This is a genomic window from Streptomyces sp. NPDC093065 (assembly GCF_044754585.1).
Taxonomy (GTDB): domain Bacteria; phylum Actinomycetota; class Actinomycetes; order Streptomycetales; family Streptomycetaceae; genus Streptomyces.
Genome location: NZ_JBIVPJ010000022.1, coordinates 47,292 through 69,957 on the forward strand (window position 1 = coordinate 47,292; position 22,666 = coordinate 69,957).

Sequence of the window (22,666 nt, forward strand, 5' to 3'; positions counted from 1 at the left end):
GCCTGCCCACCCGTGCTGCGCGGGGCGGCCGTGGCCGTGTGAGACCGCGCCCCGCCGCGCCGCCGCTGTCCGCTGTCGTTGATGTCGGCCAGGGATGTCACCTCACACCCGGCTGGGGTTACTTGCGCCGCTTGCGTGCCTTCGCCTTGCGTTCGGCTTCCTTGCGCTTCTCGACGGCGTACGACGACCACTCGCCACGGTGCAGGTTGCATCGCGACGCACCGGCCATCGCCAACCGCCGGCACCGAGTGCCCTTCTCCGTAAGCGCTCCACACCTGGACTGCGTACGAGCCATGTCTGCCACCCCCGGTCTCGACCGTCGTCCGGACCCATGCAGGATTGCCGGGCACATGTCCTCTGTGGAAGGCGCACTGCTCCACGCAGTGGTGCACGGTGGCCCAAGGGGGTTGCCAGGGGGCGCACGCATGCCAACTGCGGTGATGGTCCCCGGGCTCTCGGACCGGACTGCTGGTCTGAGAGCTTCGTCAGTACGACGATGCCGGCATGCGCCGCACGGATGAAGAGCAAGAGCAGCACAGGCTGATCCGCCGCTATGTCACGCCCGGCCGTCGGTATCTCAAGCTCGGCGGCGCCCTCCTCGGGATGAGTGAGCGCGACCGGGACACGTTCCTGCGGAAGCTGGGCAGGGCTGCGGGCGAGATCAGTCCTCGTGAACTGGGTGCGCTGCTCGACCGAGGATGGCGCGAGTGCACGGCGGCGGCCTGGCTCATCGCCGTTGGCGGCAGAACCGAGTTCCGGGAACGCCTCGGCGGACTCCTGCTCGCCAGCCAAGGGCCCTTCGTGGGCCAGGCGTACTGCGTCTCCCTGGCCTCCTTCGGCACCTCTGCCGACGCCGACATCCTGAAGGCCTACCTCGACCGCTATCTGCCTCGTCCCGACCTTCACTACGACCAGACAGCCGCCCTCGGTGCGCTCTTGCGGCTCGACGCCAAGCTCGGTGCTGACCACGCGGCCCGGTTCCTCACCCCTGGCGGGCTCTGGCAGCAGTGGGTCGACGGGCCGCCCAGCAAGGACCGCGAGGCTCCTGACGCCTACCGGGCATTCATCGGGCGGCTCTGCGCCTGCGTGGACGTAGCGGCGAAGCACTGCCCCGACAGGCTGACATGAGGCCCCTGCCGAGCAGGCCCACCGCCATCGCTCAGCGCGCGGCGCCCTCGACTCGGGAAGCCACGGCTCGCATCACCGCTGTTCCCCACTCAGGCGCCCGAGTTCTCAGCGACACAGACGTACGTGGGGGGCCGCGCGCCGTCCTCGTTCGGGAAGTCCAGGACGCCCGGGTAGGTGATCCTGGTGCCCGAGTAGGACCCCTCACAGGATTGGGGGCTGTCCGAGAAGACCGAAGTGCCGTCCGCCTGGATCGCCTGTCCATCCGAGCCGACCAGATAGGCGCCACACCGGTATCCGGCCGCGTTCATCAGAAGGGTGGCGTCCCTTCCCGCGCCGTCGCTGCTGCCCGTCCAGGCGAGACAGTAGGTGGACCCGGGGTCGCCACCGGTGGCGGGCTGCGAGATGACGTGAATGGCCTGGAGAGGCGCGGGACCACCGCACAGTCCCTCGATGTCTTCGACGTACCAGGGTGCCCCGGCTGCACAGACATCGGCCTTCGGCTCGCAGCCGGCCGGACCGGCAGGGGTCTTGTAGGTCACCGGGACGCACGACGGCGTCGCAGCCGCTGAGCGGGACGGTGCCGCACTCGACGGCGAAGCCTGCGCCGCCGGTACCGGGGAGGTGTCGCCGGGTCCGCGGCCGGTCTCTGGGGTGCTGCGTGTTGCGCCCGGGAGCGCCTTCCCGTCCCTGGTGCCCGAGCCCGTCTGCTGATGCAGCACCAGGGCCAGGCACACCCCGGCAAGGGCTGCGACGGCTCCCCCGGCGATCGTCGCCTTCCAAGGGAACCTCGCCGGTCGAGGGGGTGCGGCGTCGCGGACGACTGGGATGTTCTCCAGCGTGTCCCCATTGTGGAAGGCAAGCACTTCGTCCGGGCGCGGTGGCCTCTCAGGCGGCGGTGGTGTGCTCACGGTCCCCCCTGCTTGCTACGCGTGACGGCCACCGTAAGCCATCCGTGCGTCACGCGGGGCCGTGTGCGGCGGTGTCGGCGCCGGGTGTACATCGTGGTGGTGGCCTGGGACTCTGGGGCGGGTATGAGGAGTTGATGACGATGCCGGAACACCCTCGATCGCCGTACAGGGGGGACACGAAGCGGGCGGCGCGGATCGCCGAAGAGCAGAAGTACGGCGCCCACCACGCCTCGTACCGCGTGAACCGCGCCCACGACCAGGACATGGCCGTCGGCGTGATGATGCTGCCGGTCGTCGCAGCCGTGTTCCTCACGATGGCGTGGACGGCGACCCCGTGGCACGGCACCTACTCCGACCACTGGGACAGGCTCACCGTCACGGGCGTGCTCGTCTCCGGCGTCTCCGGGCTGGTGTGCCTCGTGCTGACCGTCTGGCTGGCGGTGCCGCTGATCATCGGCCGGTTCCGGGCCAGGGGCGCGTGGGTGCACGTCTACGAGCACGGCGCCATCGCGGAACGCGAGCAGGGCAGCCTCTACGCGTGGCCGCACAAGAACGCGACCGCGCGGTTCGTCTCCTGGGACGAGCCCTGGGACTCGGGTACGCGACGGCGCCCGCAGCTCTGGGTCACGTTCCTCGTGGACGGGGAGACGATCTGCTTCGACGGCCGCACCGGCGAGGATCGTGCGGCCCTGTCCGAACTCACCGTGGCACTCCGCACCGGCGAGGTACCCGAGGAGATAGGGGTCCTGCGGGCCATGGACGCGCCGGTGCCGTTCTAGGCACTGTCCCGGACCCGGGTCCGCGGCGTCTGCGCCCCGAACCGTGAGATCCGCGGACGGTCTGGCAGCATGCTCGGACCTGGTCGCTTCGGGGAGGGAATCCATGGACCCGGCGGATGACGCCATCAATCTGATCCACCTGGCCGACGGGCCCGACACCGGCGGCGGACACAGTGTCTCCGTCCGCATCCTGGGCCGTTGGCAACCCGGAATCCTGACCGGCCACGACTTCCTCGACTGCGAGATCGCCGTCAAGGCGGAATCCGTCAACGGCACCTTCTCGGTGACCCTTCTCCCCGAGGACCTGGAGGACTGGGAGGACACCTTGGCCACCCTGGAGTCCGGCCGGTTTGCCGCGTGGCTCACGTCCGGGCGGACTCCTTCGATGAAGTTCCAGCCCGACGAGAGCGGCGGGCTCCGGGTGTCCGTGCACGACGGTCCGGCGTCAGGAGTCACCGTCACCCTCCCGTTGTTCGCGCCGCCCTCGACGTGGGTCGTCGAACAGCGCGACCTGCTCACCCGAGCCCGCGCGGCCTACCCCCGCGAGGTCGTCGAGACATCCCCCGGCGCCTACGAGTGGCGGCGCGCTCGCACCCCCTGACGGCCCGACCAGGCACCGGACGGCCCGAGAGCGCCCGGCTCCACCAAAAGGCCCCCGCCCTGCCAGGAAACGGCAGGGCGGGGGCTCGCTGGTGTCGGGCTACTTCTTCTTGCCCTGGGTTTCGACCGCCCTCAGTTTGGCCCTGATCAGTGAGGGCTGCACCGCAACTGACCTGCGGCCAGACGGTTGTTAGTGGTCGTCGTCTGTCGTTGCTGGTTGACCTCGGAGGTTCCAGACAGGTTCCGGCTTCCTGGCTGCTCAGGTATCTGCTTGAGCAGCCCGGTACGCCTCGTATTGAGACCAGGCACGTTCGAGCGTCTCGATGGCCGCGTCGATGGCGCCGCGCTCTTCGAGGTAGTCAAGCTGGCCCTGCCTTCCCTTGTGTGAGGGCCAGTCGGGGTCATTGGAGACGTCGCGCGCCAGATCTCCAATGGCAGTGCGGTGATCGGCGTGGGTCTTCAACCATGCAGTGAAGGTCTTGGGCTTGGGCATAGCAGCATCCTTCCGCCGCCGTGTCTGGGCTAACCCGCCCGCTTGTCGCTTGTCGCTTGTCTTGTCGCTTGTCGGCTCGCAGGTCAGAGCGTCAGGCGTGCCCAGTATGTTGCTCTGAGGGCCTGCCGATCGCACGACAAGCGACAAGCGACAAGCGGGCGTGGCTTTGTTCACGAAAACGGACAGCAGATGTTCACGACTTCGGGAGGCACTCGGGTAGACCAGGCATCGAACAAACCCTGACCGCGAGAGCCGAGGGTTTGGCGTTTGCTGTTCGCCTGAAGGCGAAGGACCCGCCGACCGCGTACCGATCAGGCGGGCCCTTCTGCACGAGGAGGTTCAGGTCTCCTCGGTACGGGCCTCAATGATGAGCTTGCCTGCCTCGCCGGCACCGCGGTGGGGCGTGCAGTGGAAGTGGTACTCACCTGCTGGTGCGTCCGCAGGGATCCGTGTGGTGTGCGTCTGGCCCGGGTTCACCAGCAGCGGAGTGCGGCTGAGCATGGAAGCCAGTGCCTTGTCCTGGCCGGGCACATGCGTGGGGTCGAAGACGACGTTGTGCGGGCCCAGCTTGTTGATGACCCACTCGATGGTGTCTCCGGGAGCAGCCGTGATGGTCTTCGGATCGAACGCCAGGAGACCCCTGTCGGTACCGATCTTGACAGTATGCATCCGAGTACCGGCTTCACTGGTCATGCTGGCTCCTTCTGTCCACGATGAGCAGCGTCGCGTGCTCGGGAGGAGCATGCCCTGAAGGAGAAGCCCTCATGATCACCAAGGCGGGTGACAGGAATACGAGGCGTTCGAATAGCTACGCCTTCTTTTGCCTCCCGAAGTCGTGAACATCTGCTGTCCGTTTTCGTGAACAAAGCCACGGGCGTCACGCATCCCCAAGGGTGGCGCCGGAAGCCGTGAGCGACCCGTGGAGCGGATGGCCCCCTGTTCCGGCGGTTCAACACCCCCGACGGGCGCTGAGCCGCTAGAGGCCCCGTAGCGACGCTCCGTGAGGGAAGTTTCCGTCTTCGCGCGCGCACGCGTAGGAGCCTGCGTCGGAAACCGGGAAACCCGGAAACCGCTACTCAACGTGACCGGTGAGCCGGGCGCTTGGGAGAGAAGGGCAAGAAGGAGCGGCCTACGGCCGCGAGTCTCTCGGCTCGCTCCGCTCGCGCGCCGGCCGTCGTGGGAAGTGGGCCTGGTACGCGGCTGCGGCACCTACGACCCGAGGACGGCAATTCAGGGCGGGCGGCATCCACCCCCGCCCCTGGATTGCCGTCCTGAGGGTCTCCCCAGGACAGGGCAGCCCCGCCCCCTGCTGAAGAGCCTCCTTCTCTCCTAGAGAGTTGAGGAAAATAGCGTCCGCAGCGTCCGCCGGGCCTTTCTCGCACCATCTGACCTGCGCTGTTGCTGCGGACGCTAAGCAGTTTGCATAGCGTCCACCAGCGTCCGCAGCGTCCGGCCGCGTTCCGCCACTAAGAGCGCCCTTCCGCAGGTCAGAGCGCCTCTTAGTAGACGGCGGGTTGCGGACGCTGCGGACGCCATCTCTCGGACCGGAGGGCGAGCACAGACAAGAAGAGCACCGGGCGCCCTGCTGCTCTTCTTGTTTGGGCGTGCGCCTGGCACGGCGGCGGATGCGTCAGGGCGCGAGCGTAGCGAGCTGCCAGAGAATGCGCGGCCTACGGCCGCTCGTCATTGGTCGCTCGAACGGTGAGTGAGCGTGCGATCGTCGAAGCCGTGCTGAACGCGGCGGGCAGAGCGCTGGGCGATCCAGCCGGATACCTCGTCGGGATCAGACGTAGTGCGCAGGTGCTCGAAGCCCTGCTGCACGTAGTACTTGTGCAGTTGGGTGTTTGTCGTCCAGGCATCCAGACGCAGCCAACGCGCGCCCTGACGCGCTGCGCGGTCGCCTGCCCAGTCAAGGATTCGGCCCCCTAGATCCTGCCCGGCGTAGCGGCGATCGACGGTGAGTTTGTGCACGTACAGCGCAGGTTCTGCACGTTCCTCAGGGGTCCACAGATCCCAGAGTTCGGGGTCCGTTTTGTGGTCAAGCGTCACCGTGGCTGCTGGCTCAGCTCCCTCAGCCGCTCTGATGAGGAAAACCTCCCCTGCCTGCACACTTGCCGCTATGTGGTCTGCCGGGAAGGGTGTTGACCACTGATCGGTACCGAGGGCGGCCAGCCACTTGGCGGCATCCGAACGAAACCGGAGCAGGTAAGGAAGATCGGCGAGTCTGGCCGGTTCGATGATCACTCGCTGTCCTTCGGCGGCTTGGTTCGTTCGTACACCACGACGTGACGGTCACCAGGAAGGATGCAGGTAGTTACCTGGACCGGACGTCCGTCACGGTCGTGCCCGGTCGTGATCAGTTCAGCGATCGGCGTGCCTGCGGAGAGCCTGAGCCGTTCCACCTCGGCTGGCTTGGGCATCCGCACGTAAAGCTCGTCCAGCGCCTGCACCAGCTCAGCGCCAAGCTCGGCCAGCACCTGATTAGTTCCGCGCTCGACACTGCCCTCGGTCATCCACTCTGAGCCTTCAACTAGCTTCAGGGGGACGTACGAGTCATCGGTGGCGAACGGCTCATCGTTGTCGACGTAGCTGGTACGTCGGCGCACTGCGGCCAACTCCCCTTCATCGAGCTGGAGGCGCCGGCGGATTGCTTCGTCAGGAACCACGGTGGTGACCTCGATGGTCTGACCGCCGTCTCTGCCCTCCGAGGCCAAGAGGTTCTTGAAGATGTCGACCGTCGGAGGCTTGCGACGGAACTCGCTCTGCGGCCGGTAGACGAGCGGCTGCCACGTACGGACGAACACGCCGGCGCCCTGACGCCCCTCGACTACTCCGTCAGCTTTGAGCTGGGAGATCACTCGGGCGATTGCCTGCCCGCTGATGTCGTAGTGCTCGGACAGCATGCGTGTGCTCGGCAACTTGCTGCCCGGAGGGAACTCACCCGCGTCGATACGAAGCCGCAGGTCTGAGGCGATCTCGTGGACCCTCGGTGCGGTGTCAGAGCGGCGCTGATTTGGCATGACCTCAGCTTAGCCGAACTTCTCATGAGAAGAACCGGCGACTTCTCATGAGAAGTGGTTGACGGGCGCCGACGCGGGTGCCTATGGTCAGTGCATCACTTCTCATGAGAAGTGAGTGCGAGACTCCTATGCCCCTGCTCAGGGGCACCGCCATGCCCAAAAGGGCGTGGAAAAACAGCAGGGAGCGGCGCCCTCTACCGCCAAGCAGACGCGCCGCCCCCTGACCCTCGAAGGGGCTCATCCATCATGCCTGGAACCATCACGGAACGGACGGCCGGTCGACGCAAAACGCGTGTGGGCGAGATCGTGCCGTTAACGGCAGAGCAGTCGGAGCGGCTCGGTTCGCTGTACGAGGAGTACGGGGCCCGGCTGGTGCGTTACGCGTACTCGCAGCTCAGGAAGTGGGACCACCTCGGCTCGGACGTGTGGACGCTCGCTGAGGACATCACCCAGGGGACGTGGGTGCAGGTGGCTCGCGAGGGCGCCCGTGGCCTGCTGGGAGAAGCGCAGGTGGAGAACATGGGCGGCCTGCTGTTCTACCGGGTCCGGCAGGAGATCAGCCGCCACTTCCGGCTCTACTCCACCGGCGAGACGGCCGTGGACTTCGAAGACCCGGTGACGTGCAACTGGCTGTGCCCGATGATGCCGAGCGGCTGCGCGCTGGTCGAACTGCCCGCCTACCTGGCCACCATGGTCACGGAACTGCCGGAGCAGGAGCGCGAGGCCCTGCTGCTGATGCTGGACGGTCTGGACCCGCGCACCATGGCCGAGCACCTCGGCTGTGGCGACACGGCGGCCCTGCTGCGGGCGCGGGCAGCCGTTCTGCGCCTCCAGATCGACAACCCGGAGCTCTCGCGGGAGCCGGTCGCTGTGGAGTCGCTGGCCGCGTGGGAGCGCCGGGCGCTCGCGGAGCTGAGCCCGGCACGGCGTGAGGCACTGCTGCGGCTGGAATCTTCGGAGCGCCAAGCGCTGCTGCTCAAGCAGCAGGGGCTGAGCAAGCGGGAGATCAGCGAGCGACTCGGCCTGTCCCACGACACGGTGGCCGTGATCACCCGCTGCGTGTCAACGCCCCGGACCGCAGGCAAGCCCAGGGCCACCGGTCGACGGGCGAACTCGAAGTTCACTCAGGTCGCCGACGAGCTGCGGGAGGACATTAAGGCCATGCGGCCCGGTGATCGCCTGCCGCGCCGAAAGGACCTGATGGAGCGCTTCGGGGTCGGTAGCCGCACGATCGACAACGCGTGGGCCATGCTGCGCGGTGAGGGCCTGATCGAGGCGAACGGCCTGTACGGCTACACCGTGGCCCGCTCCCAGGACGACATGGAGCAGGCGGCATGAGGCGCGGACGCCCGCTCAACTCCTCGCGGCGGCGCATGCGTAAAGAACAGCTCGCGCGTCGGCACGGGCAGCGCTGTGCCTACTGCCGCCGCCCGTTCGCAGACTTGAGTGAGGCCACCCTCGATCACGTCGCGCCGCACTCGCTGTGGCAGTCCTGGTCGGTCACCTCGCTGATGCTGGCCTGCGTCGACTGCAACAAGGCCAAGGCCGACCGGCTGCCGCTCTCGCTCGCGCTGGTGCTGCTGCGGTGGGTCGACCCGACCCGACCGGTCGTCCGCCCGGTCGATCTGCCGCTGCTGGCACGACTCGCGCACGCGCAGGAGACGGCGTTCACCAGCGTGACGGCACGCGTCGCATCCGGCGTCACGCCCCGACGGAGGGCCGTAGGAGCGGCCGAGTCGACCGGCGCACGGTCGACCCCCCATCTGCACGAATCGAGCCCGCACCGCCCCGTGCAGCGGGCTGTACGGCCCGACTGTCTGCACGCGCCCCGGCCGGTGCGTGCGTGTGCGGGCCCGACTGGAGAGGCGGTGTCCGCGTGAACGAGGTGAACACTCAGATGAACGGATCGACCCGACCCATGAACGGCCGGGCGAGGTCCGTGAACGAATCGACCCGATCCGTGAACAGGTCCACCGACGGCGTGAACACCATCGGTGGGACCGTGAACACCCGTCGGCCTGCTGCTCCCGGAGGGGGTGGTGAGGGCGGCAAGCAGCCGCCGGCCGCCGCGCGGATCGTGGCCATGGCGCGCGAGGCGTATCGGTTTGTGATGTCCACCGACGGCCGCCCGTATGCGGTCGCCCTGGACGGGGCGAACGTCGCCGTGCCGCTGCGGGGCAAGGCGGGCCTGAGGCAGCGTCTGGCTCGAAGGTTCGCGGATGCCTACCCCGGGGAGGTGGCCTCACAGTCCGCGCTCGCGGACGCCATGACCGTGCTCGAAGGCATCGCCGAGGACCACGACCCCGTGCCGGTCAACCTGCGCGTAGGGCGGGCCCCGGACGGCGCGATCGTGGTCGACCTCGGCAGCGCCGACGGCCGCGCGGTCGTCGTCTCCGGTCTCGGCTGGCAGGTCGTGGACCGCTCCCCGGTCCTCTTCCGCCGCTCCGGTGCCATGGCCCCGATGCCCGTGCCGGTGCTGGACGGAGACGGCCTGGCCAAGCTCCACGCGCTGCTGAACATGGACGAATCCGCGTTCCACCAGCTCGTCGCGTGGCTGGTCGCCGCGTGGATTCCCGACATCCCGCACCCGGCCATCGTGTGCAAGGGCGAGCAGGGCACGGGTAAGTCCAAGGCCGCCCAGATGTTCATCAACCTGGTGGACCCGTCCCCGGCCGCCAAGCGCAGCCAGCCGCGGGACGAAAAGGCGTGGTCCCGCCAGGCGTTCAGCTCATGGGCGCTGTGCCTGGACAACGTGAGCACGATCCCGCCGTGGCTGTCGGACACCCTGTGCAAGGCGGTGACCGGTGACGGCGTGGTCGACCGCGCCCTCTACACCGACGATGACGTGGTGGTCCTCACCTTCAAGCGGGTGCTCGCCATGACCACGATCGACGCGGGAGCTCTCGCCGGGGACCTGGCCGAACGCGTGCTGCTGCTGGACTTGCAGCTCATCGACTCCCACCACCGCCGTTCCGAGGAAGAGCTGGACGCCACCTTCGAGGCGGTCCGTCCGGCCGTGCTCGGGGCCCTGTTCGATGTGCTGGCCTGCGCGCTCGCCGTGCTCCCGTCGGTGCGGCTGGAGTCCATGCCGCGCATGGCCGACTTCGCCCGCGTGCTCGCGGCCGTCGACCAGACGCAGGGCTGGCGCACGCTGGCTGACTACCTCGCCACCTCGGCGAACGTCGCCACGGACGCGCTGGAAGGCGACCCGTTCGCCATGGCCATCGCCGCCCTGGTCGACCAGGCAGGCACCTGGCAGGGCACGGCCGCCCAGTTGCTCGAAGCGCTGCCCGTGCCGGGCCTGGTCCGGCCGCCGACCTGGCCCAAGGACGCCACCCGCGCCGGCGGACGCGTGAAGCGGCTCGCTCCGCTGCTGCGGTCCATCGGCATCACGGTCGACGACACGCAACGTAGCCGAGACCGGCACCGGCACAAGCTGCTGATCCTCTCCCGCGCACCCGACGACGACCCGTCAGCGTCCGCATCCGACCAAGGCTCTCTGTGGCCGGAGGTGGCCCCCACGGGGCGGGGCAGAACCCTGCCTGACCAGACCTGACGTAGCCGGAACACCGCCGGGCCGGGCCGCACACCAGCGGCCCGGACACGTCCAAGACTGCGGACGCTACAGCCGTCCAGCGTCCGCAGCGTCCGCAGCGTCCGCTCTAGCGTCCACACCCCGCACCCGCTCCGAACTGCCGTAATACAGCCGTGCGGACGCTAGGACGCTGCGGACGCTGAAATACACGAACTCTCTAGGACGGCGACCGGCACCACTCCCACGCACCGCCCGACGGACACGAGGAGTCACCACCGCCATGGCCACCACCGAGCCGAACGACCCCCGCGCCGCCCTGCGCGGCGGCCTCCCGGACCGCTACCTCACCCCCGAAGACCTGGTCACCATGTTCAGCCTCCCCAGCGTCGAAACCGTCTACCAGTGGCGCCGCAAGCGCATCGGACCGGCAGGCTTCCGCGTCGGCAAGCACCTGCGCTACGACCCGGCCGCCGTCCAAGCGTGGGTGACCGAACAGGCCGCCCTCGAAGACGCCGCCTGACCCCTCACCCGGCAGGGAGGCACCGCCCACCCGGCCGGGGAGGCGGGGAAAACTCCCCAACCACCTCCCCGGCCCGAACTCCCCCCACTGAACAGCGCAGAGACCGCTTGGGGGAGGCGGGGAGGCACGGCCGGAGCACCACGAAAAACAGCCCCTGGAAGCATCCCGGAGACCTCGCCGCTACCTCCCCAACCGGCCCCGCCAACCGCCGGGAGCCGCAGGGAGGCACCGCCCGCCGGCCGAGGGAGGCAGGGAGAACTCCCTGACTGCCTCCCTGCCCCGCCTCCCTCTACCTGACCAGCACAGACACCCCCTCAGGGAGGCAGGGAGGCAGGGAGGCACGCCCCCGGCGCCCCTGAAAACCCCCGCAGGAAGCCACCCCGAACACCCTGCCTCTGCCTCCCTGAGACCCCCGCCCGGCTGCTACCGGTAGCAGCCACACCCGCTACCGGTAGCAGCCCCGCTAGCAGCCCAAACCCCCAGTGATCAGGCCCGTAGCAAGTAGCGGGCTTGACCCAGCACACCTCGAAACCGGCCGGACGGGCGCCATCGGCCCCGCCGGGCCCTGCTACCGAGAAGGGACACAGCCCCCATGGCTGGCCACATCTTCGACCGCTGGATCAAGACCACCACCGACGCCGACGGCAAGGCTGTCCGCGTCAAGACCGACCGTTACGGCACTGGGATGCGCTACCAAGCCCGCTACCTCACGCCCGACGGCAAGCGAAAGAACAAGTCCTTCCCCGACGGACAGAAGCGCCTCGCGGAGCAATGGCTGAGCGCCATGCAGGCGGACGTGGCCCGCGGCGACTTCATCGACCCGAACGCGTCCCGTACGACGTTTCAGGAGTTCGCGGAGAAGTGGCTTGCGAGCCAGAGCGGTGACCCCAACACCCGCGCGTCCATGGAGTCTCAGCTCAAGCTGCACGCCTTCCCCCGCATCGGATCGCGTCAGCTCGGGTCGTTCCAGCCGAGCCACATCCGCGAGTTCGTGACGCAGCTCGAAGAAACCGGCATGTCCGGCTCGTACGCCCGCGTCATTTTCTCCAACGTCCGCGCCGTGCTCTCTGCCGCCGTGGAGGACGGATGCCTGCGCCGGAACCCCTGCAACTCGCACACGGTCACCCCGCCGGCCATCGGTGCCCGCCGTGTCGTCCCCTGGGAACCTGAGCGCGTCTTTGCCATGCGTGCCGCCATGGTCGAGCGATTCCGGCCCATGGTCGACGTAGGTGCAGGGTGCGGCCTGCGGCAAGGCGAGATCCTCGGCCTGTCCGTCGATGACATCGACTTCGACAACGGCACCGTGCACGTGGTGCAGCAGCTCAAGCTGAGCCTGAGCAAGGCCGTGTTCGCGCCCCCGAAGGGCGGCAAGCTCCGTGACGTTCCGCTGCCCGACCCCGTGGCAGAGGCGCTACAGGAGCACATCAAGCGGTTCCCGCCTGTAGAGATCAGGCTCCCCTGGATGCGAGCGAACGGCCAGCCGGTGACGCGGCGGCTCATCTTCACAGGCCCCAACGGCGGGCACGTCTGGCGCACGTCGCTGAACGAAGACCACTGGAAGCCCGCGCTCGCCAAGGCCGGTGTCATCCCCAAGGCCAAGAGCCGCGAGCACGCCGCCGCGCGCGAACACGGCATGCACGCCCTCCGGCACTTCTACGCGTCCGTGCTCTTGGACGCAGGGGAGAGCATCAAGGCGCTTGCCGAGTACCTCGGGCACTCCGATCCGGGGCTGACGCTCAAGGTCTACGCGCACCTCATGCCGAGCAGTCGGGACCGAGCCCGGAAGGCACTCGGCAAGGCACTCCGGCCCCAAGATCACACGGACTGAGGTTCCAGGGAGGTTCCAGGGCACGAAAATGCCTCCCATCCGCGCCGTTTGCGCAGGTGGGAGGCATGATCACCAACTCTACTTCTTCTTGCCCTGGTTCTTCACGGCCTCGATCGCCGCCGCGGCCGCGCCCGGGTCCAGGTACGTGCCGCCCGGGTTCAGCGGCTTGAACTCGGCGTCGAGTTCGTACGTCAGCGGGATGCCCGTCGGGATGTTCAGGCCCGCGATGTCGGCGTCGGAGATGCCGTCGAGGTGCTTGACGAGGGCGCGCAGGGAGTTGCCGTGGGCGGCGACCAGGACCGTGCGGCCGGTCAGGAGGTCGGGGACGATGCTGTCGAACCAGTACGGCAGCATGCGGCCGACGACGTCCTTGAGGCACTCCGTCTGCGGGCGCAGCTCCGGCGGGAGCATCGCGTAGCGGGCGTCGTTGAACTGGGAGTACTCGGCGTCGCGGTCCAGCGGGGGCGGCGGGGTGTCGTAGGAGCGGCGCCACAGCATGAACTGCTCCTCGCCGAACTCCGCGAGGGTCTGCGCCTTGTCCTTGCCCTGGAGGGCGCCGTAGTGGCGCTCGTTGAGGCGCCAGTGGCGGTGGACCGGGATCCAGTGGCGGTCGGCGGCCTCCAGCGCGAGCTGGGCCGTGCGGATCGCGCGCTTCTGGACGGACGTGTGGACCACGTCGGGCAGCAGGCCGGCGTCCTTGAGCAGCTCGCCGCCGCGCGTCGCCTCCTTCTCGCCCTTCGGGGTGAGGTTGACGTCCACCCAGCCGGTGAACAGGTTCTTCTCGTTCCACTCGCTCTCGCCGTGGCGGAGGAGGATCAGCTTGTACGGTGCGTCGGCCATGCTCCCGAGCGTAATCCAAGGCTCCGATCCCCCGCGCGTGCGCCCGGTGGGCGGACGGTTGACGGGAAGTGTTAATTGGATGGCTTCCCCGAGAGAGCCGTTTGTAAGTTGTGCTCACCGGATCAGCCGCTTACAGCCACCTCGGGGGACCCATGTCAGTCGCCGGACTCAGGCGTGCCGCACGCGAGACCGTCTCCGGGCTCCCCCGCGAGTTCTGGTGGCTGTGGACCAGCACCCTGGTCAACCGGCTCGGTGCCTTCGTCGCCACCTTCATGGCGCTGTACCTGACCATCGACCGCGGCTACTCCGCCTCGTACGCCGGTCTGGTCGCCGCCCTGCACGGGCTCGGCGGGGTCGTGTCCTCGCTGGGTGCCGGGGTGATGACCGACCGGATGGGGCGGCGGCCGACGCTGCTCGTCGCGCAGACCTCCACCGCGCTGTCGGTCGCGCTGCTCGGCTTCATGCGCGACCCGGTGGCCATCGCCGCCGTCGCCTTCCTGGTCGGCATGGCGAGCAACGCCTCCCGGCCGGCGGTGCAGGCGATGATGGCGGACATCGTGCGGCCCGAGGACCGGGTCCGGGCGTTCTCGCTCAACTACTGGGCGATCAACCTCGGCTTCGCGGTCTCCTCCATGGCGGCCGGGTTCATCGCCGAGGTCAGCTACCTCGCCGGGTTCATGATCGAGGCCGGGATGACGCTCGTCTGCGCCGTGCTCGTCTTCGTGAAGCTGCCCGAGTCCCGGCCGCAGCGGGCGGGGACCGCCGCCGCAGGCGACAAGGACGCGGCCGTGTCCCTGCGGACCGTGCTGCGCGACGGGCGGTACATGAGCGTCGTCGGGCTGTCGTTCCTGGTCGCCCTGATCTTTCAGCAGGCCTACGTCGGGCTGCCCGTCGCCATGGGCGAGGCCGGGTTCACGCCCGCGGACTTCGGGGTCGCGATCGCCGTCAACGGCGTCCTGATCGTCGTCCTGCAGATCCCCGTCACGCGGTTCATCGTGCACCGCGATCCGCGGCTGCTGCTCATCGCCTCCTCCCTGCTGGCCGGGTACGGCTTCGGGCTCACCGCCTTCGCCGGGTCGGTCGCGGTCTTCGCCCTCACCGTGTGCGTGTGGACGCTGGCCGAGATCGTCAACGCGCCGACCCAGACCGGGCTCGTCGTCCGGCTGTCGCCCGTGCACGGGCGCGGGCGGTACCAGGGGATGTACACCATGTCCTGGGCGGTCGCCGCCCTCGTCGCCCCGCTGATGTCCGGGTTCGTCATCGACCACTGGGGCGCCGAGTGGCTGTGGGGCGTCTGCGCCGTCGTCGGGACGGTGGCGGCGGCCGGGTACTGGGGGCTCATGCGGGGCCTGCCGGAGCACGGGACACCGGTGCCCCGGGAAACGTCCGTCGCCCCCGCACCCCGGGTCGACACCGGCGCCGTCTGATCTCGACCGGCCCCGCCCGATCCCGACCGGCCCCGCCCGATCCCGCCGCCCGCTCACGCGTGCATCCGCGCCCCCTTCAGCACCTTGTCCACCGCGTTCTTCGGGCCGTACACCGCGAGGCCCACCAGGTCCAGGTCCGCCGTCGCGACGGACCGTACCGCCGCCCGGTTGTCGCGGTCGTTGCCCGTGGTGAAGAGGTCGGACGTGAAGAGGGCGCGGGGCAGGGCGCGCGACAGCACGCGCGCGTGGGCCGTCGTCAGGGTCTCCTTCGTGCCCTCGAAGACCAGGACCGGCTGGCGGAACATCGGCAGGTAGCCGACCGCGTCGGCGTCCTCGTACGGCTCCCCGACGACCTCGGGGAACTGGCTGCCCAGGCCGCTGACCAGGAAGGCCGTGACGTTGAGGCGCTGCCAGGTCGCCAGGTCCTCGCGCAGCAGTACGGCGATCTTGGTGTCGAAGCGGACGGGGGTCTCGGGGCCGGCGGTCTGCGGGGCTGCGTCGTGCGTGCTCATACGGTGAGACTGCCGACCCGCGCCCCGCCCGGTCTTGTACGTTTTTTGCATGGCCCGCCAGCGCAACGACCAGCGGAGGGACCGGCGCGGCGACCAGCGGAACGTCACCGCGTGGCGTCCCCGCGTCCCGGGCGTCGTCGAGGTCTTCCACGCGCACTACACCGAGTACGCCTACCCGATGCACGTCCACGACGCCTGGACGCTGCTCATCGTCGACGACGGCGCCGTACGGTACGACCTGGACCGGCACGAGCACGGCACCCCGCACGACACGGTGTCGCTGCTGCCGCCGCACGTGCCGCACAACGGCTCCCCGGCGACCCCGGACGGCTTCCGCAAGCGCGTCCTGTACCTGGACGCCTCCCGGCTGGGCGACGAGCTGATCGGCCCGGCCGTGGACGCCCCCGACCTGCGTGATCCGGTGCTGCGGCGGCGGGTCGGGCAGCTGCACGCCGCGCTCGCCCGGCCCGGGGACGAGCTGGAGGCGGAGAGCCGGCTGACGCTGGTCGGCGAGCGGCTGCGCATCCATCTGCGCCCCAGGGCAGGCACGGGCCTCGCCGGCCGCCGGGATCCCGTGCTCGCCCGGCGGCTGCGGGAGCTGCTCGACGAGCGGGTCGTGGCGGGGATCGGGCTCGACGAGGCGGCCGCGCTCGTGCCCGCCCATCCGGCGCATCTCGTACGGGCGTTCAGCGGGGCGTACGGCATCGCGCCGCACCAGTACCTGATGTCCCGCCGGGTCGACCGGGCCCGGCGGCTGCTGCTGGCCGGGCGGTCCCCGGCGGACGTGGCGGGCGCCACCGGGTTCTACGACCAGGCCCATCTGACCCGGCACTTCAAGCGGTTGGTGGGGGTCACGCCGGGGCGCTACCGCGCGAGCGGGCGGTGACCTGCGACCACCCCGGCCGGCTCAGTCCCCGGCGTTCTCCGCCTCGCCCTCCGCGGGATTCTCCCCGGCGTTCTCCGCGCGCTCGATCAGGTGCCGGAAGGCGTCCAGGTTCCGCGTCGACTCGCCGCGCGAGGTCCGCCACTCGTACTCCTTGCGGATGGCGGAGGCGAAGCCCAGCTCCAGCAGGGTGTTGAAGGCGCCGTCGGCGGCTTCGAGGACCTGCCCGAGGAGGCGGTCGATCTCGTCGGGGGTGACGGCGGCCAGGGGGAGCTTCGCGGTGACGTAGACGTCGCCGAGGCGGTCGACGGCGTAACCGACGCCGTAGAGCTTGAGGTTGCGTTCCAGCAGCCAGCGGTGGACGGCCGGTTCGTTCTCGTCGGGGTGGCGGATGACGAAGGCGTTGAGGGAGAGGGAGTGCCGGCCGAGGAGGAGGGAGACCGTAGTGGACAGCTTGCGGGTGCCGGGGAGCTTGACGACGTAGTTGCCGGGTTCCGGGCTCTCCCACTCCAGGTCGGCGTCCTTCAGTGCCGCCTCGACGACCTGTGCTGCCTTGTCCGGTGCCTCAGCCATGGTGCGAGCGTACGCGACGGCGGTGCGACTGGATCGCGGCCGTGTAGACGTCGGCGGTCGCGGCGGCGGCGCTGTCCCAGCCGAAGGACTGGGCGTGCCGGGCGGCGGCGTCGCCCATGCGGGGCGTCAGCTCGGGGTTGTCGGCGAAGTCGCGCAGCACGCGCGCGTACGCGGCGGGATCGTGCCCGTCGACGAGGCGGCCGGTGTGCCCGTCGCGCACCGCGACCGGGAGCCCGCCCACCGCCGCGGCCAGCACCGGCGTACCGGCGGCCTGGGCCTCTATGGCGACCAGTCCGAAGGACTCGCTGTAGGACGGCATGACCAGCACCGACGCGGCCCGGAACCAGTCGGCGAGCTGTTCCTGTCCGACCGGCGGCCGGAAGCGCACGACGTCGGCGATGCCGAGCCGAGCGGCGAGTTTCTGCAGGCCCTCCGGCTTGGCGAGGCCGCTGCCGCTGGGGCCGCCGACGACGGGGACGACGATGCGCGAGCGCAGCTCGGGACACTCGTCGAGGAGTACGGCGACCGCGCGGAGCAGGATGTCCGGCGCCTTCAGGGGCTGTATGCGGCCGGCGAAGAGCGGGATCAGGGCGTCCTGGGGCAGGCCGAGGCGGGCGCGGGCGGCGGCGCGGGCGTTGCCGTGCTGGCCCGGACCGGGTACGCGGCCCTTCGGGAAGGGGCGGAACCGGTCGAGGTTCACGCCGGGGTGGACGACGGCGACCTTGCCGGGGTCGGCGCAGTAGTGGCGGACGAGTTCGCCGGCCTCCTCCGCCGTGTTGGCGATCAGGCGGTCGGAGGCGGCGACGATCTGGGTCTCGCCGATGACGCGGGCGGCCGGCTCGGGGGTGTCGCCGTCGGCCAGGTTGGCGTTCTTGACCTTGGCCATGGTGTGCATGGCGTGCACGAGCGGGGCGCCCCAGCGCTGGGCGGCGAGCCAGCCGACGTGGCCGGAGAGCCAGTAGTGGGAGTGCACGAGGTCGTAGTGGCCGGGGCGATGACCGGCCCAGGCCTGCATCACGCCGTGGGTGAAGGCGCAGAGCTGGGCGGGCAGCTCCTCCTTGGCCAGCCCCTCGTACGGGCCCGCGTCGACGTGCCGGACGAGGACGCCGGGCGCCAGTTCGACGCAGGGCGGGAGGGCGGCGGTGGTCGCCCGCGTGAAGATCTCGACCTCGATGTTGATGGCGGCGAGACGCTGGGCCAGCTCCACGATGTAGACGTTCATGCCGCCGGCGTCGCCGGTGCCGGGCTGGTGGAGCGGTGAGGTGTGCACGGAGAGCATGGCGACGCGGCGGGGCCTTCGGTTCAGCCTCAGCCGCGGGGAGGCCGCCGGTGAGCGACGCCCGAGCCTGCTGACGTACTGGCTCACGAGCCGTTCCTCCTCGCTGCGGGCATGCCGGTCGGAGGACCTGTGGTGCCCTCCAAGGGGTGGGAACACCGGACGGACGGTGCTCCATTCCGGTTTTCCGGCCTTTGCCGAATCATTACCGCCTATCGCTCAACCGTTCGAGGGCCGGTCCGGTCCCCCACGCAGGGCCGGGAGCCCTGCCCCGAGGTGTGCGGGTACCACCATCCCGTGGACGAATGCCGGACGGCCGGCCGCATACCCTCGTAGACATGCCACGCCGCGCCACCGCCACCCGCCCCGTGGGCACGGTCACGCGCGGGACGACCAACCCCAACCGGCTGCGCCGCATGGACCGCTGGATCGCGGCCGCGCACGGCGCCGAACTGCGCCGCGCGGCCGGCCCCGTCGCCGTCGACCTCGGCTACGGCGCGGCCCCCTGGACGGCCGTCGAGCTGCTGCTGCGCCTGCGCACGGTCGCGCCGCACGCGCGCGTGGTGGGCGTCGAGATCGACCCGGCCCGGGTGGCGGCGGCCCAGCCGTACGCGCGCGCGGGGCTCGACTTCCGGCACGGCGGCTTCGAGGTCCCGGTTTCCGGGCCGCCCCTGCTGATCCGCGCGGCGAACGTGCTGCGCCAGTACGACGAGGGCGAGGTCGCCGCCGTCTGGCAGCGGCTGTGCGCGCGGCTCGCACCGGCGTCGGAGCACTCGCGCGGGGGGCTGCTGGTCGAGGGCACCTGTGACGAGATCGGGCGCCGGCACGTGTGGGTGGCCCTGGGCCCCGAGGGGCCGCGCACGGTCACCTTCGCCACCCGGCTCGGCTCCCTGGCCACCCCCTCCGACCTGGCCGAACGGCTGCCGAAGGCGCTGATCCACCGCAATGTCCCCGGTGAGCCCGTGCACGCCTTCCTGCGCGACTTCGACCGGGCCTGGGCCGCCGCCGCGCCCTACGCCTCCTACGGCGCCCGGCAGCGCTGGATGCGCGCCGTGCGGGACCTCACGGCCGACTGGCCGGTGACGGACGGGCCGGTGCGGTGGCGGCAGGGCGAAGTGACGTTGCGGTGGGAGGCGTTGGCGCCCCGCGCGTGAACCGGCGGTACGGCCCGGAGGGGGCAGGGGGGCCGGCCGGGAACGATCTCCGTGCGGCGTTCGTCCCACACCTCGGGAGACAACCGAGCGGCCACCGAGCGGCCACCGAGCGGGCACCGAGCGGGCACCGAGGGAAAGCGGGAGGAAAGCACGGCCTCTGTCGCTTTTCGCGCCGGCATGGCACGATCCCCCGAGCGGGCTATGTTACTGACGGTTAATCAGGTTGGGGGCGAGGTATGCGTACGGGGAAGCGTGGCTTGACGACCGCTGCCGTGGCCGTGGTCTGCGCGGTCACCGTGCTGGCGGCACCGGGCACGGCGTTCGCGGACCCGGGCCCCTCGCCCTCGTCCTCACCCTCGTCGTCACCGTCGCCGAGCGCCCCCGACGCCTCCGCCACCCCGGCCGCTCCGGCCGCCACGCCCGGCAAGGGCAAGGACCTGGAAGCCGTACGCAAGAAGCTCGACAAGCTCTACCGCGCGGCGGCCTCGGCCACCGAGGAGTACAACGCGGCGGAGGAGAAGGCCGAGAAGCAGAACGCCGAGATCGTCGAGCTGGCCAAGAAGATCGTCAAGGGCCAGGAGAAGCTGGACGGGCTGAAGGACCGCGCGGGCGCCGCGGCCCGCTCCCAGTACCGCACCGGCGGTCTGCCCGACGGGGCCAAGCTCGTCCTGAGCGACGACCCCGAGGACTTCCTCGACGGCACCGGCCGGGTGATCCAGGGCCAGCGCGCCACCAAGGGCCTGCTCGGCGAGCTGACCCGCGCCCAGGAGGACCTGGAGACCTACGCGGCGGACGCCTCCGCCCGCTTCAAGGAGCTGGAGGCGAACCGGAAGGCCAAGGCCAAGGCCCAGAAGAAGATCGAGAAGCAGATCGCGGCGGCCGAGAAGCTGGAGTCGGAGCTGGAGAAGGAGGAGAAGGAGCGCCTCGCCCGGCTGGAGAAGGAGGCGCAGGCCAAGGCCCAGACCGCCTGGCTCGGCTCCGGCATCCTCGACGACCTCGACACCGACGCGACCGAAAGGGGCCGCAAGGCGGTCGAGTACGCCACCGCCCAGATCGGGAAGCCGTACCAGTGGGGCGCCGAGGGCCCGAAGTCCTACGACTGCTCCGGACTGACCTCGCAGGCCTGGGTGTCGGCGGGGCAGGCGATCCCGCGCACCTCGCAGCAGCAGTGGAAGCAGCTGGAGCACGTCGACGTCGAGGACATGCGCCCCGGCGACCTGATCATCTACTTCGACGACGCCAGCCACGTCGGCATGTACGTCGGCGACGGCTCCGTCGTGCACGCCCCGCGCCCGGGGCGCTCGATCACCCTCGCGGGGGCGGGCTCCATGCCGATCCTCGGGGTGGTCCGCCCGGACACCGCCCCGGAGCAGCCGTCCGCACCCAAGGAGTGACGCGGGCCACGCACCGCGCGCCGGACGCGTGAGCCGGGCAACGTGACCCAGTCCACGCCCGGCGCCCCGCCCGCGTGACGTTCGTCATTCCCGGCACCGGGCCGACCTGTCCAACTGCGGGGGATAACGCGGCATATGACAGTGGCCGATGGCCGCCCGACGTGTTCTGGACCATTCCGCAGCGGCGCCGTCACCCGCTATGGTCCCCGTCGGTGGGTCGAGGTCCCTCGCCCCGCCATGCCCTCGGGGGGAGGGAAGGAAACCAAGACGATGCCCGTACCCGTACCGCGGCAGAGGGCGATCCCGGCCGTGGAGTGTGGTCAGGCGCCCGCCGCGTCCCCGGACAGCGGCCCTTCCACGGAACAGGCCCCGCCCGGGACCCGCCCGGCCGAGAACCCCGGCACACAGCGAGAGAACATCCGAGAGAACCCCACGGAGAAGCGCGAGAAGCCCACGGACACCAGCACCGGCACCAGCACCCCCGGCACGGACACCGGCACCGCCCGCACGCAGAGCGGCCGGGCCGAGAACGCGGCCCCCACGAACCTGACGGTGCTGCTGATCGAGGACGACCCGGCCGGCTCGCCGATCGTGCCCGACCTGCTCGACCAGGCCGGCAAGCCGATCCGCGTCCGCACCGCGCGCAACCTCACCGAGGCCGGGCGGCTGCTGACCGACGACGTCCACTGCATCCTGCTGGACCTCGCCCTGTCGGCCCCCGCCCCGGCCCGCGCCGGCGGCGAGGGCACCGGCGACGGCGAGAGCACCGGCGAGGACGCCGACGAGCTGGCCGTCCTCCGGCACGTCCTGGAGCTCGCGCCCCGGCACGCCGTGCTGGCGCTCACCTCCTCCAGCGACGCCGAGCGCGGCGCCGAGGCCGTGGCGGTCGGCGCGCAGGACTACCTGTTCCGCGACGAGCTGGACGGGCGCCTGCTGAGCCGGGCGATCCGCTACGCCGTCGAGCGCAAGCGGTCCGACTCGGCGGAGCGGCGGCTGGCCGAGGGCCGGCTGCGGGCGCAGGAGAACCGCCGGCTGGAGCGCGGCCTGCTGCCGACCCCGCTGCTGGCCGGCTCCCCGCTGCGCTTCGCCGCCCGCTACCGTCCGGGCCGCTCCCGCGCGCTGCTCGGCGGCGACTTCTACGACGTCGTACGCACCCCGGACGGCACCGTGCACGCCATGATCGGCGACGTCTGCGGGCACGGCCCGGACGAGGCGGCGCTCGGCGTGGAGCTGCGGATCGCCTGGCGGGCGCTGACCCTGGCCGGGCTCTGCGGCGACGAACTGCTCGGCACGCTGCAGCAGGTGCTGGAACACGAGCGCTCGGACGACGAGATCTTCGCGACCCTGTGCGCCGTGGACATATCGCCCGACGGCCGCCGCGCCGGCCTGTGCCTGGCCGGACACCCGGCCCCGCTGATCGCCGCGCCGGGTGTGCCCGCGCGCCTGCTGCCGTACGACAACAACGGCCCGGCGCTGGGGCTGCTGCCGGGTGCCCGCTGGCCGCGGATGCAGGTGGAGCTGGGCGCCGAGTGGAGCCTGATGCTCTACACCGACGGCCTGATCGAGGGCCACGTCGGCGAGGGCCGGGAGCGGCTCGGCCAGGACGGCATGGTGGAGATGGTGCGCCGCCAGCGCGCCGAGGGCCTGCGGGGCGAGGAGCTGCTGCGCGCGGCCGTCAACGAGGTCCGCGAACTCAACGGCGGCGAGCTGGCCGACGACGTGGCCGTGGTCCTGCTGGACCGGACGGCCTGAGCCGCCCGGTCCGGTGACCCGCGCGGGGACGCCGGCCGGCGTCC

22 protein-coding genes are annotated in these 22,666 nt (G+C 70.6%); 13 read left to right on the top strand and 9 right to left on the bottom strand.

The genetic code is table 11. The annotated features are described in order from the left end of the window. Positions 1-504 precede the first annotated feature (504 nt). Entirely contained in the window at positions 505-1,128 is a 624-nt protein-coding gene (locus tag ACIQFU_RS30665) for a DUF6000 family protein (protein WP_402555811.1), read from the top strand. An 89-nt stretch (positions 1,129-1,217) separates the two neighbouring features. On the opposite strand, the gene ACIQFU_RS30670 is transcribed toward ACIQFU_RS30665, so the two are convergent. After that, positions 1,218-1,667, bottom strand: coding sequence for a hypothetical protein (locus ACIQFU_RS30670; protein ID WP_402555812.1), 450 nt, complete (start codon positions 1,665-1,667; stop codon positions 1,218-1,220). A 509-nt stretch (positions 1,668-2,176) separates the two neighbouring features. Between ACIQFU_RS30670 and ACIQFU_RS30675 the strand changes: the two genes are divergently transcribed. After that, positions 2,177-2,815 carry a hypothetical protein gene (locus ACIQFU_RS30675; protein ID WP_402555813.1) on the top strand — a complete coding sequence of 213 codons (639 nt, stop codon included), beginning with the start codon at positions 2,177-2,179 and terminating at the stop codon, positions 2,813-2,815. 103 nt (positions 2,816-2,918) lie between these two features. Beyond that, positions 2,919-3,416, top strand: coding sequence for a DUF5959 family protein (locus ACIQFU_RS30680; protein WP_402555815.1), 498 nt, complete (start codon positions 2,919-2,921; stop codon positions 3,414-3,416). A gap of 258 nt (positions 3,417-3,674) precedes the next feature. Here ACIQFU_RS30680 and ACIQFU_RS30685 read toward each other — a convergent pair whose 3' ends face one another. The 4 genes from ACIQFU_RS30685 to ACIQFU_RS30700 all read right to left on the bottom strand — a co-directional run bounded on the left by ACIQFU_RS30685 (position 3,675) and on the right by ACIQFU_RS30700 (position 6,928). Further along, positions 3,675-3,908 carry a YozE family protein gene (locus ACIQFU_RS30685; RefSeq protein WP_391909139.1) on the bottom strand — a complete coding sequence of 78 codons (234 nt, stop codon included), beginning with the start codon at positions 3,906-3,908 and terminating at the stop codon, positions 3,675-3,677. A gap of 339 nt (positions 3,909-4,247) precedes the next feature. Next, the gene (gene petE, locus ACIQFU_RS30690; protein ID WP_402555817.1) at positions 4,248-4,601 is read right to left on the bottom strand and encodes a plastocyanin; all 354 of its coding nucleotides are present in this window, start codon (positions 4,599-4,601) and stop codon (positions 4,248-4,250) included. Between the two features lie 990 nt (positions 4,602-5,591). Then, positions 5,592-6,152 (bottom strand): GNAT family N-acetyltransferase, encoded by a 561-nt coding sequence (locus ACIQFU_RS30695; protein WP_402555818.1) that lies wholly within the window; start codon positions 6,150-6,152, stop codon positions 5,592-5,594. Further along, positions 6,149-6,928 carry a GntR family transcriptional regulator gene (locus tag ACIQFU_RS30700; protein WP_356864779.1) on the bottom strand — a complete coding sequence of 260 codons (780 nt, stop codon included), beginning with the start codon at positions 6,926-6,928 and terminating at the stop codon, positions 6,149-6,151. The genes ACIQFU_RS30695 and ACIQFU_RS30700 overlap by 4 nt, the downstream gene beginning before the upstream one ends. A 306-nt stretch (positions 6,929-7,234) precedes the next feature. On the opposite strand from ACIQFU_RS30700, the gene ACIQFU_RS30705 reads away from it, so the two are divergent. From ACIQFU_RS30705 to ACIQFU_RS30725, 5 genes are all read left to right on the top strand, one after another. Then, positions 7,235-8,266, top strand: coding sequence for a GntR family transcriptional regulator (locus tag ACIQFU_RS30705; protein WP_402555820.1), 1,032 nt, complete (start codon positions 7,235-7,237; stop codon positions 8,264-8,266). A gap of 104 nt (positions 8,267-8,370) precedes the next feature. Beyond that, the gene (locus tag ACIQFU_RS30710; protein WP_402555821.1) at positions 8,371-8,808 is read left to right on the top strand and encodes an HNH endonuclease; all 438 of its coding nucleotides are present in this window, start codon (positions 8,371-8,373) and stop codon (positions 8,806-8,808) included. Between the two features lie 122 nt (positions 8,809-8,930). Continuing rightward, a complete protein-coding gene (locus ACIQFU_RS30715; RefSeq protein ID WP_402555823.1) occupies positions 8,931-10,484 on the top strand; it encodes an ATP-binding protein in 1,554 nt (517 codons plus the stop codon). 259 nt (positions 10,485-10,743) lie between these two features. Then, positions 10,744-10,983 carry a helix-turn-helix transcriptional regulator gene (locus ACIQFU_RS30720; RefSeq protein WP_402555824.1) on the top strand — a complete coding sequence of 80 codons (240 nt, stop codon included), beginning with the start codon at positions 10,744-10,746 and terminating at the stop codon, positions 10,981-10,983. 592 nt (positions 10,984-11,575) lie between these two features. Further along, a complete protein-coding gene (locus ACIQFU_RS30725) occupies positions 11,576-12,811 on the top strand; it encodes a tyrosine-type recombinase/integrase (RefSeq protein ID WP_402555825.1) in 1,236 nt (411 codons plus the stop codon). Between the two features lie 78 nt (positions 12,812-12,889). On the opposite strand, the gene ACIQFU_RS30730 is transcribed toward ACIQFU_RS30725, so the two are convergent. Next, a complete protein-coding gene (locus ACIQFU_RS30730; RefSeq protein ID WP_402555827.1) occupies positions 12,890-13,651 on the bottom strand; it encodes a phosphoglyceromutase in 762 nt (253 codons plus the stop codon). A 152-nt stretch (positions 13,652-13,803) separates the two neighbouring features. Here ACIQFU_RS30730 and ACIQFU_RS30735 point away from each other — a divergent pair, with 152 nt between their 5' ends. After that, complete coding sequence (locus tag ACIQFU_RS30735) at positions 13,804-15,078, top strand: MDR family MFS transporter (RefSeq protein ID WP_402555829.1); 1,275 nt, start codon at positions 13,804-13,806, stop codon at positions 15,076-15,078. A gap of 53 nt (positions 15,079-15,131) precedes the next feature. Here the strand turns inward: ACIQFU_RS30735 and ACIQFU_RS30740 are convergent, their stop codons facing one another. Next, the gene (locus ACIQFU_RS30740; protein WP_402555831.1) at positions 15,132-15,590 is read right to left on the bottom strand and encodes a DUF2000 family protein; all 459 of its coding nucleotides are present in this window, start codon (positions 15,588-15,590) and stop codon (positions 15,132-15,134) included. A 49-nt stretch (positions 15,591-15,639) separates the two neighbouring features. Here ACIQFU_RS30740 and ACIQFU_RS30745 point away from each other — a divergent pair, with 49 nt between their 5' ends. Next, entirely contained in the window at positions 15,640-16,476 is an 837-nt protein-coding gene (locus ACIQFU_RS30745) for an AraC family transcriptional regulator (protein ID WP_402555833.1), read from the top strand. A gap of 21 nt (positions 16,477-16,497) precedes the next feature. Here ACIQFU_RS30745 and ACIQFU_RS30750 read toward each other — a convergent pair whose 3' ends face one another. Beyond that, entirely contained in the window at positions 16,498-17,046 is a 549-nt protein-coding gene (locus ACIQFU_RS30750; RefSeq protein ID WP_402555834.1) for a YbjN domain-containing protein, read from the bottom strand. After that, complete coding sequence (mshA, locus tag ACIQFU_RS30755; RefSeq protein ID WP_402555836.1) at positions 17,039-18,412, bottom strand: D-inositol-3-phosphate glycosyltransferase; 1,374 nt, start codon at positions 18,410-18,412, stop codon at positions 17,039-17,041. The genes ACIQFU_RS30750 and mshA overlap by 8 nt, the downstream gene beginning before the upstream one ends. Before the next feature lie 248 nt (positions 18,413-18,660). Here mshA and ACIQFU_RS30760 point away from each other — a divergent pair, with 248 nt between their 5' ends. The 3 genes from ACIQFU_RS30760 to ACIQFU_RS30770 all read left to right on the top strand — a co-directional run bounded on the left by ACIQFU_RS30760 (position 18,661) and on the right by ACIQFU_RS30770 (position 22,622). Beyond that, positions 18,661-19,476 carry a class I SAM-dependent methyltransferase gene (locus ACIQFU_RS30760; protein WP_402555837.1) on the top strand — a complete coding sequence of 272 codons (816 nt, stop codon included), beginning with the start codon at positions 18,661-18,663 and terminating at the stop codon, positions 19,474-19,476. A 236-nt stretch (positions 19,477-19,712) separates the two neighbouring features. Then, a complete protein-coding gene (locus tag ACIQFU_RS30765; RefSeq protein ID WP_402555839.1) occupies positions 19,713-20,870 on the top strand; it encodes an NlpC/P60 family protein in 1,158 nt (385 codons plus the stop codon). 270 nt (positions 20,871-21,140) lie between these two features. Then, positions 21,141-22,622, top strand: a complete 1,482-nt coding sequence (locus ACIQFU_RS30770) for a PP2C family protein-serine/threonine phosphatase (protein ID WP_402555840.1) — start codon at positions 21,141-21,143, stop codon at positions 22,620-22,622. Positions 22,623-22,666: the final 44 nt, after the last annotated feature.